This is a genomic window from Microvirga sp. P5_D2, assembly GCF_054049475.1.
Genome location: NZ_JBFUMH010000189.1, coordinates 1 through 8,760 on the forward strand (window position 1 = coordinate 1; position 8,760 = coordinate 8,760).

Here is an 8,760-nt window from a genome sequence, read left to right on the forward strand (position 1 = left end):
GCAGCACGCAGCAGCAGCACGCAGCACGACCTTGCCGGCGCCGTGGCGGCCGTTCACGTCGTGGTGCAGGGTGCGGCCCTCGCGGAGCGCAACGCGGATCATCGAGCGCTTGGCAGCGTCGGTGGCCTTGCGGATCGCCTCGGGAACCTCACGGGCCTTGCCGTGACCGAAGCCGACGCGGCCCTTCTGATCGCCGACGACGACGAGAGCAGCGAAGCCGAAACGACGGCCGCCCTTCACGACTTTGGCGACGCGGTTGATGTGGACCAGGCGATCCACGAATTCGCTGTCTTCACGATCAGCACGTTCTCTTGGTTCTCTTGCCATGAGACCTCTCACTTGCGCGGGCGGCGGGCCCGCTCGCTAAGGGTGGTTTTCGATACCCGCCGTAAAGCACGATCAGGGCAGGAGGTAAACACCACCTGCCCCGTTCATGAAATGTCGAAATTAGAAGTCCAGACCGCTTTCACGGGCAGCGTCGGCGAGAGCCTTGACGCGGCCGTGATAGAGGTAGCCCGAGCGATCGAAGATCACCTGCTTCACGCCAGCCTGAGCTGCGCGCTCTGCAACGAGCTTGCCCACTTCCTTTGCGGCCTCGACGGTCGCGCCGGTCTTGAGCTTGCCCTTGAGATCCTTCTCGATCGTCGAAGCCGAAGCGACGGTCACGCCGCGAACGTCATCGATAACCTGGGCATAGATCTGCTTGGACGAACGGAACACCGACAAACGCGGGCGTCCATTCGCTGCTTTCCTGATCGCACGGCGTACACGAGCCTTGCGGCGATCTTCAGCGCCTTTATTCTCAGCCATGATACGTCGTCCTTACTTCTTCTTGCCTTCCTTGCGGAAGATAAATTCGCCGGCATACTTGACGCCCTTGCCCTTGTAGGGCTCCGGACCGCGATATTCGCGGATCTCGGCGGCAGTCTGGCCGACCTTCTGTTTGTCGATGCCGGTGACCACGACTTCCGTGGGCTTGGGCGTCACGATCGTGATGCCGGCCGGGATTTCGTAGTCGATGTCGTGGCTGTAGCCGAGCGACAGCTTCAGCACCTTGCCAGCGACAGCGGCCTTGTAACCGACGCCGTTGATCTCGAGGCGCTTCTCGAAGCCGTTGGACACGCCCTGCACCAGATTAGCAACCTGAGCGCGGGACAGGCCCCACTTGGCACGGGCCACCTTGGACAGGTCGCGCGGGGTCACCGACACGGCACCGTCTTCAAGAGCAACCGACACTTCTTCGGGAACGAGGAACGAGAGTTCGCCCTTCGAGCCCTTCATCTTAACCATCTGACCGTCAACGGTCGCCGTCACACCCGACGGAACCGGAACCGGCTTTTTGCCTACTCGTGACATTTTCGAATCTCCGTGGTTCTGTGCTGATGCTTAGGTCTTAGAAGACCTTGCAGAGCACTTCGCCGCCCACGTTCTTCTCACGGGCTTCATGATCAGCCATCACGCCCTGGGGCGTCGAGAGAATGGTGATGCCGAGGCCGTCAGCCACGCGAGGCATGGCGTCAACGGAAGCATACACGCGGCGGCCCGGCTTGGAGACGCGCTCGATGGAGCGGATCACCGGCTGACCGTCATAGTACTTCAGCTCGATCGAAAACTCGGTACGGCCATTGCCGAACTCGGTCTGCGAATAGTCGCGGATGTAGCCTTCACTCTTGAGAACCTCAAGAACGCGGGCACGAAGCTTCGAGCCAGGGGTGGAAACAGTACCGCGACGACGCATCTGCGCGTTACGGATACGGGTGAGCATATCGCCCAACGGATCGTTGATCATATGATGCTCTCCCTCTTACCAGCTGGACTTCACAAGGCCCGGGATCAGGCCTTTGTTGCCGAGCTCGCGCATAGCGATGCGCGACATGCCGAGCTTGCGATAGTAAGCGCGCGGACGGCCCGTGATCTCGCAACGGTTGCGGATACGGGTCTTGTTCGAGTTGCGCGGCAGCTCAGCCAGCTTGAGGCGCGCCTCGAAGCGCTCCTCCATGGACTTCGACTCGTCGTTGGCGACCGCCAGGAGGCGCTCGCGACGGCCCGCGAATTTCTTCACGAGCTCACGACGGTGCTTGTTCTTCTCAATAGCGCTTTTCTTAGCCATTCTTTTATCTCCAGTGACCGCGTCTGAGGACAGCTATCCTCACTGCCGGAACGGGAAGTTGAAGTGACGCAGCAGGGCGCGGGCTTCGTCGTCGGTCTTGGCCGTCGTCGTGATGACAACGTCCATACCCCAAACCTGCTCTACCTTGTCGTAGTTGATCTCAGGGAACACCAGGTGCTCCTTGATGCCCATCGCGTAGTTGCCGCGGCCGTCGAACGACTTGGGGTTCAGACCCCGGAAGTCGCGAACGCGGGGAAGCGCGATGGTGACGAGACGATCGAGAAACTCGTACATACGCACCTTGCGGAGCGTAACCTTGGTGCCGATCGGCATATGCTCGCGGACTTTGAACTGCGAGATTGCCTTGCGGGCCTTCGTGATCACCGGCTTCTGGCCGGCGATGAGCGCGAGATCGGCAGCAGCGACCGAAGCCTTCTTCGAGTCTGCGGTCGACTCGCCAACGCCCATGTTGAGGACGATCTTTTCGATCGTCGGCACTTCCATGGGGTTCTTGTAGCCGAATTCTTCGATCAGCTTCGGACGCACCACTTCTTCGTAGTGTTTCTTGAGCCGCGGCGTGTAGCCGTCCACCTGAGCCTTAGCCATCGATCAGGTCTCCCGAACGCTTGGCGAAGCGGACCTTGCGGCCGTCTTCGAGAACTTTGAAACCAACCCGGGTCGGCTTGCCGTCCTTCGGGTCTGCATAGGCCAGGTTCGACAGGTGGATCGAGGCCTCTTTCGAGATGATGCCGCTTTCCTGGTTCGCCGTCTGGCGCTGGTGACGCTTCACGAGGTTCACGCCACGGACAACCGCGCGCTCTTCCTTCGGGAGCATCTGTACGACTTCACCGGTCTTGCCCTTGTCGCGACCGGTCAGGACAACGACCTTGTCGCCCTTCTTGATCTTCGCGGCCATTAGAGCACCTCCGGCGCAAGCGAAATGATTTTCATGTGATTCTTGGCACGCAGTTCACGCGGAACGGGGCCGAAGATACGGGTGCCGACCGGCTCTTTCTGATTGTTGATCAGAACGGCGGCATTACGGTCGAAACGGATGACCGAACCGTCAGCGCGACGGATGTCCTTCGCGGTGCGCACGACGACCGCCTTCATGACGTCGCCCTTCTTCACGCGGCCGCGCGGAATAGCCTCTTTCACGGATACGACGATAATATCGCCCACGGAAGCGTATTTGCGCTTCGAACCGCCGAGAACCTTGATGCACATCACGCGACGGGCGCCGGAATTATCGGCGACGTCAAGATTCGTCTGCATCTGGATCATGGCTTTGATCCTTTCCTTTGTTTCAGACAGGTTTCCGGGTCAAGGCACGATTGCCCCCCGGACTACGCCTGACGGGGATCTCATGTCCCCTGCCCTTCAAATGTCGAGAGAGGCGGTCGTATACACGAACCGCCCCTATCGGACAACCCCAAACGGAAGCTTTTTAAGCTTTCGTCTGGTCGACGAGCACCCAGGTCTTGAGTTTGGAGAGCGGCTTGGTCTCTTCGATGGAGACCATATCGCCCACCTTGGCCTTATTGGCCTCATCATGAGCGTGGTAGTTCTGCGTCTTACGCACGGTCTTCTTCAAAACCGGGTGCGTGAAACGACGCTCCACCTTCACGACGACCGTCTTGTCCTGCTTATCGCTGACAACGACGCCCTGCAAAACGCGCTTCGGCATCTTGATTTCCTCTTAAGCCTTAGCCGCAGCGGCCTTCTGGCGCTGCAGCGTCTTGACGCGGGCGACGTCCCGGCGGACTTCGCGGACACGTCCGGTGTTCTCGAGCTGGCCGGTGGCGCGCTGGAAGCGGAGGTTGAACTGCTCCTTCTTCAGGTTCAGCAACTCATCCGACAGCTGATCAGCGGACATTGCCTTAAGGTCAGAGAATCTCTGCTTGGTCTTCATGATTCTCTCTCCTTACTCGGCAATGCGCTGGATGAAGCGTGTCTTGATCGGGAGCTTCGCTGCGCCGAGGCGCAGGGCCTCGCGAGCGATGTCCTCGGACACGCCGTCGATCTCGAACATGATGCGGCCAGGCTTAACCTTGGCTGCCCAATATTCGGGAGCGCCCTTACCCTTACCCATACGCACTTCGGTCGGCTTCGTCGACACCGGCACGTCCGGGAAGATGCGGATCCACACCCGACCCGCACGCTTCATGGCGCGGGTGATGGCGCGGCGAGCCGCCTCGATCTGACGAGCGTTGACACGCTCGGGTTCCATCGCCTTCAGGCCGAACTGGCCGAAGTTGAGGTCCGTACCGCCCTTCGCAGTGCCGGAAATGCGGCCCTTGAATTGCTTACGGAACTTGGTTTTCTTCGGTTGCAACATGGCAAACCTCTCCTGACCTCTCCGTTACGCCGCGTGCTCGCGGCGGCCACCAGAGCGGCCTCCTTCGTCGTTCATCCGCTTGTCCTGGGCCATCGGATCGTGCTCAAGGATTTCGCCCTTGAAGATCCAAACCTTGATGCCGCAGGTGCCGTAGGTCGTAAACGCGGTGGACACGCCGTAATCGACGTCCGCACGCAGCGTATGCAACGGAACGCGACCCTCGCGGTACCACTCGAGGCGGGCGATTTCAGCGCCACCCAGGCGGCCGGAGCAGTTGATACGGATGCCCTCTGCGCCCAGACGCATCGCCGACTGAACGGCGCGCTTCATGGCGCGGCGGAAAGCGACGCGACGCTCGAGCTGCTGAGCGATCGAGTCCGCCACCAGGGTGGCGTCCACTTCCGGCTTACGGACTTCGACGATGTTGATCGCCACATCCGCGTCCGTCATCTTGGCGACGGTCTTGCGGAGCTTCTCGATGTCGGCACCCTTCTTGCCGATCACCACGCCCGGACGACCCGAGTGGATGGTGACGCGGCACTTCTTGTGCGGACGCTCGATCACGATCTTCGAAACGGCGGCCTGCTTCAGCTGCTTCATCAGAGCTTCGCGGATCGCCATATCCTCGTGCATCAGCTTGGCGTACTCGCCCTTGCCGGCGAACCAGCGCGAGTCCCAGGTCCGGTTGATGCCGAGCCGAAGACCGATCGGGTTAACTTTCTGACCCATCTGGTTCTCCTTTATGCCTGTTCGGCAACTTCGCGAACCACGATCGTGAGGTTCGAGAAGGGCTTTTCGATACGAGCACCCCGGCCACGGGCCCGGGCGTGGAAGCGCTTCATGACGAGCGCCTTGCCAACGAATGCCTGGCTGACGACGAGATCGTCCACATCGAGGTTGTGGTTGTTCTCGGCATTGGCGATGGCGCTCTCGAGGCACTTCTTCACATCGCGAGCGATGCGCTTACGGGAGAACTCGAGATCGGCGAGAGCCGTCGAAACCTTCTTGCCGCGGATAAGAGCCGCAACAAGATTGAGCTTCTGAGGGCTGACGCGCAGCATGCGAGCGACGGCTTGCGCCTCGGTGTCGCTCAATGCGCGAGGAGTTGCGGCCTTACCCATCTTACTTCCTCTTCGCCTTCTTGTCCGCCGCGTGGCCGTGGAAGGTGCGGGTCGGCGAGAACTCGCCGAACTTGTGACCCACCATTTCCTCGCTCACGTTGACGGGAATGTGCTTCTGACCGTTGTAGACCCCGAACGTGAGGCCCACGAACTGCGGGAGGATCGTGGAGCGACGGCTCCAGATCTTGATGACCTCGTTGCGACCCGAAGAACGGGCAGCATCGGCCTTCTTGAGGAGGTAACCGTCGACGAACGGACCCTTCCAAAGCGAACGTGCCATGACGTGCCTCTATCCTTACTTCTTACGAGCGTGACGGCTCGACACAATAAACTTGTCGGTCCGCTTGTTCGAACGGGTTTTCTTGCCCTTGGTGGGAACGCCCCACGGCGACACCGGATGGCGGCCACCGGAGGTACGACCCTCACCACCACCGTGCGGGTGGTCGATCGGGTTCATGGAAACGCCGCGGTTGTGCGGACGCTTGCCAAGCCAGCGGTTACGGCCGGCCTTACCGAGCGAGGTGTTCATGTGATCGGGGTTCGACACCGCGCCGATGCTAGCGAAGCACTGGCCATGGACCATGCGCTGCTCGCCGGAATTCAGGCGGACCGTCACGTAGCCCTGGTCACGACCCACGATCTGAGCGTAGGTGCCGGCAGAGCGGGCAAGAGCGCCGCCGCGGCCGATCTTCAGCTCGACATTGTGGATGATCGTTCCCACCGGCATGTTGCCGATCGGCATGGCGTTGCCCGGCTTGATGTCGACTTGCTCGCCGGCCGACACCTGATCGCCGACAGCCAGACGCTGCGGAGCCAGGATGTAGGACTGCTCGCCGTCGGCGTAGCGGATCAGCGCGATGAAGGCGGTGCGGTTGGGATCGTACTCGATCCGCTCCACGACAGCCACATCGCCCATACGGCCACGACGCTTGAAGTCGACCAGGCGCAGGGTACGCTTGTGACCACCGCCGCGGAAGCGGACGGTGATGCGACCCAGGTTATTACGGCCGCCGGAGGAGCTCTTGCCCTCCGTCAGCTTCTTGACCGGCTTGCCCTTATAGAGCTCGCTGCGGTCGACGATCACCAGCTGGCGCAGGCCGGGGGTGATTGGTTTGAATGTTTTCAAAGCCATCGGATGACTCTCTCAACCGATCAGAGGCCCGTCGTGACGTCGATGGTTTGGCCCTCTTCGAGGGTCACAACCGCCTTCTTCACGTCCGACCGCTGGCCGCGGGTGCCGCGGAACAACTTCACTTTGCCTTTGGTGACGAGCGTGTTGACGCTCTTCACCTTGACATCGAACAGCTTCTCAACCGCTTCTTTGATCTGCGGCTTCGTTGCTTCCGGGCGCACCTTGAAGACGACCTTGTTCTGTTCGGACAGGGTCGTGGCCTTCTCAGTGATGACCGGGCTTACGATCACATCGTAATGGCGCGGGTCCAGGCTCATTTGAAGCGCGCCTCCAGCGCATCGACAGCCGCCTTCGTGAGAACGAGCTTCTCGCGACGCAGGATGTCATAGACGTTGATGCCCTGCACCGGCAGGACGTCGATGTTCGGGATGTTGCGAGCAGCCCGCTGGAAGTTCGTCTCGATCTCGGCGCCGCCGATGATCAGGGCGCTGCCGAGGCCGAGCTTACCGAAGCGCTCGACGAGAGCCTTCGTCTTGGGCTCGGAAAGCTTCACATCGTCGATAATGACGAGCGAGGCGTCCTTCACCTTKGACGAGAGGGCATGCTTCAGAGCGAGAGCACGGACCTTCTTGGGCAGGTCGTGAGCATGGCTACGAACCTGCGGGCCGAAGGCACGACCGCCGCCCCGGAACTGGGGAGCGCTCGCAGCGCCGTGACGTGCGCTACCGGTGCCCTTCTGCTTGTAAACCTTCTTCGTCGTACGATCGATGAGCGAACGGTTCTTCACAGCGTGCGTGCCGGCCTGGCGCTTTGCGAGCTGCCAGCGGACGCAACGGGCGAGCAGATCGGCGCGCGGCTCGAGACCGAAGATGGCCTCGTTCAGCTCGACCGAACCGGACGTGTTGCCCTCGAGCGTGGTGATATCAAGCTTCATCACGCATTCTCCTCTTGGGCCTGCTCAGCCTGGGGGGCCGGTGCAGCGTCATTGGCCGAGCGGAACGAGCCGGGCATCGGCACTTCCTTCGGCAGCTTGCGCTTCACCGCGTCGCGGACGAAGATCCAGCCGCCGGCAACGCCAGGAACGGCGCCTTCGACGAGGATCAGRCCGCGCTCGACATCGGTCGACACGACACGCAGGTTCTGCGTGGTGACGCGCTCGACGCCCAGGTGACCCGGCATCTTCTTGTTCTTGAACGTTTTGCCCGGATCCTGACGGCCACCGGTCGAACCAATCGAACGGTGGGAGACCGACACGCCGTGAGTGGCGCGAAGACCGCCGAAGTTCCAGCGCTTCATACCGCCCGCGAAGCCCTTACCGGTGGTGATGCCCGTGACGTCCACGAACTGACCGGCAATGAAGTGATCAGCGATGATCTCGGCGCCCACGGGGATGACAGCATCCTCGGAAACGCGGAACTCCGCGAGCTTGCGCTTCGGCTCGACCTGAGCGACGGCGAAACGCCCACGCTCGGCCTTCGAAACGTTCTTTACCTTGGCCTTGCCGACGCCGACCTGCAGCGCGGTATAGCCGTTCTTTTCCTTGGTCCGGTGGGCAACAACTTGGCAGCTGTCGACCTTCAGAACCGTGACTGGGATATGTTCACCGGCATCCGTGAAGATGCGGGTCATCCCGAGTTTCTGTGCAATGACGCCTGAGCGCATGTGCGTATCCTCTCGGCGTGTCTACCGAAAGCTCCAAGCCCAACGGCTTAGAGCTTGATTTCCACGTCCACACCAGCAGCAAGATCGAGCTTCATCAGAGCATCAACCGTCTGCGGGGTGGGGTCCACGATATCGAGCACACGCTTATGAGTGCGCATCTCGAACTGCTCGCGCGACTTCTTGTCGATGTGCGGCGAGCGAAGCACCGTAAAGCGCTCGATGCGCGTCGGCAGCGGGATGGGCCCGCGAACCTGAGCGCCGGTCCGCTTCGCGGTCGACACGATTTCGCGTGTCGAAGCGTCGAGGATCCGATGGTCGAATGCCTTAAGGCGAATACGAATGTTTTGACCGTTCATGGCTTATCCATTCAACAAGGGAAGCGGCCGGACCGTAACCC

Annotated in this window: 19 protein-coding genes; all 19 read right to left on the reverse strand. The window is 61.1% G+C overall.

Features of this window, described 5'->3' with window-relative positions; translation table 11 throughout:
• Positions 1–327: ribosomal protein S5 (locus ACXJKO_RS27135; RefSeq protein WP_457094159.1), on the reverse strand; the 327-nt coding region annotated here is incomplete at its 3' end.
• 120 nt (positions 328–447) lie between these two features.
• Positions 448–810, reverse strand: coding sequence for a 50S ribosomal protein L18 (gene rplR, locus ACXJKO_RS27140; protein WP_457094160.1), 363 nt, complete (start codon positions 808–810; stop codon positions 448–450).
• 12 nt (positions 811–822) lie between these two features.
• Positions 823–1,356 carry a 50S ribosomal protein L6 gene (rplF, locus tag ACXJKO_RS27145; RefSeq protein ID WP_457094161.1) on the reverse strand — a complete coding sequence of 178 codons (534 nt, stop codon included), beginning with the start codon at positions 1,354–1,356 and terminating at the stop codon, positions 823–825.
• Positions 1,357–1,393: 37 nt separating this feature from the next.
• Positions 1,394–1,789, reverse strand: coding sequence for a 30S ribosomal protein S8 (gene rpsH, locus ACXJKO_RS27150; RefSeq protein WP_091136345.1), 396 nt, complete (start codon positions 1,787–1,789; stop codon positions 1,394–1,396).
• Between the two features lie 15 nt (positions 1,790–1,804).
• Positions 1,805–2,110: a 30S ribosomal protein S14 gene (gene rpsN, locus ACXJKO_RS27155; RefSeq protein WP_457094162.1), complete on the reverse strand. Its 306-nt coding sequence runs from the start codon at positions 2,108–2,110 to the stop codon at positions 1,805–1,807.
• 39 nt (positions 2,111–2,149) lie between these two features.
• A complete protein-coding gene (gene rplE / locus ACXJKO_RS27160; RefSeq protein ID WP_457094163.1) occupies positions 2,150–2,716 on the reverse strand; it encodes a 50S ribosomal protein L5 in 567 nt (188 codons plus the stop codon).
• Positions 2,709–3,026: a 50S ribosomal protein L24 gene (rplX, locus tag ACXJKO_RS27165; protein ID WP_457094164.1), complete on the reverse strand. Its 318-nt coding sequence runs from the start codon at positions 3,024–3,026 to the stop codon at positions 2,709–2,711. Before rplX ends, rplE begins: the two co-directional genes overlap by 8 nt.
• Complete coding sequence (gene rplN / locus ACXJKO_RS27170) at positions 3,026–3,394, reverse strand: 50S ribosomal protein L14 (protein ID WP_009764309.1); 369 nt, start codon at positions 3,392–3,394, stop codon at positions 3,026–3,028. The genes rplX and rplN overlap by 1 nt, the downstream gene beginning before the upstream one ends.
• A 163-nt stretch (positions 3,395–3,557) precedes the next feature.
• A complete protein-coding gene (gene rpsQ / locus ACXJKO_RS27175; RefSeq protein ID WP_457094165.1) occupies positions 3,558–3,797 on the reverse strand; it encodes a 30S ribosomal protein S17 in 240 nt (79 codons plus the stop codon).
• Between the two features lie 12 nt (positions 3,798–3,809).
• Complete coding sequence (gene rpmC / locus ACXJKO_RS27180) at positions 3,810–4,022, reverse strand: 50S ribosomal protein L29 (protein ID WP_190846515.1); 213 nt, start codon at positions 4,020–4,022, stop codon at positions 3,810–3,812.
• 12 nt (positions 4,023–4,034) lie between these two features.
• Positions 4,035–4,448 carry a 50S ribosomal protein L16 gene (rplP, locus tag ACXJKO_RS27185; RefSeq protein ID WP_457094166.1) on the reverse strand — a complete coding sequence of 138 codons (414 nt, stop codon included), beginning with the start codon at positions 4,446–4,448 and terminating at the stop codon, positions 4,035–4,037.
• A gap of 24 nt (positions 4,449–4,472) precedes the next feature.
• Positions 4,473–5,177, reverse strand: coding sequence for a 30S ribosomal protein S3 (gene rpsC, locus ACXJKO_RS27190; RefSeq protein WP_457094167.1), 705 nt, complete (start codon positions 5,175–5,177; stop codon positions 4,473–4,475).
• 11 nt (positions 5,178–5,188) lie between these two features.
• Positions 5,189–5,569 carry a 50S ribosomal protein L22 gene (gene rplV, locus ACXJKO_RS27195; RefSeq protein WP_457094168.1) on the reverse strand — a complete coding sequence of 127 codons (381 nt, stop codon included), beginning with the start codon at positions 5,567–5,569 and terminating at the stop codon, positions 5,189–5,191.
• A gap of 1 nt (position 5,570) precedes the next feature.
• Complete coding sequence (gene rpsS / locus ACXJKO_RS27200; RefSeq protein ID WP_457094169.1) at positions 5,571–5,849, reverse strand: 30S ribosomal protein S19; 279 nt, start codon at positions 5,847–5,849, stop codon at positions 5,571–5,573.
• 15 nt (positions 5,850–5,864) lie between these two features.
• Positions 5,865–6,701, reverse strand: a complete 837-nt coding sequence (rplB, locus tag ACXJKO_RS27205) for a 50S ribosomal protein L2 (protein ID WP_457094170.1) — start codon at positions 6,699–6,701, stop codon at positions 5,865–5,867.
• Between the two features lie 20 nt (positions 6,702–6,721).
• Entirely contained in the window at positions 6,722–7,018 is a 297-nt protein-coding gene (locus ACXJKO_RS27210; protein ID WP_457094171.1) for a 50S ribosomal protein L23, read from the reverse strand.
• Positions 7,015–7,635, reverse strand: coding sequence for a 50S ribosomal protein L4 (gene rplD, locus ACXJKO_RS27215; RefSeq protein WP_457094172.1), 621 nt, complete (start codon positions 7,633–7,635; stop codon positions 7,015–7,017). The genes ACXJKO_RS27210 and rplD overlap by 4 nt, the downstream gene beginning before the upstream one ends.
• On the reverse strand, positions 7,635–8,363 hold the full coding sequence (gene rplC, locus ACXJKO_RS27220) for a 50S ribosomal protein L3 (RefSeq protein ID WP_457094173.1): 729 nt from the start codon (positions 8,361–8,363) through the stop codon (positions 7,635–7,637). The genes rplD and rplC overlap by 1 nt, the downstream gene beginning before the upstream one ends.
• Positions 8,364–8,410: 47 nt before the next feature.
• Positions 8,411–8,719, reverse strand: a complete 309-nt coding sequence (gene rpsJ / locus ACXJKO_RS27225) for a 30S ribosomal protein S10 (RefSeq protein ID WP_009764298.1) — start codon at positions 8,717–8,719, stop codon at positions 8,411–8,413.
• Between the last annotated feature and the right edge of the window lie 41 nt (positions 8,720–8,760).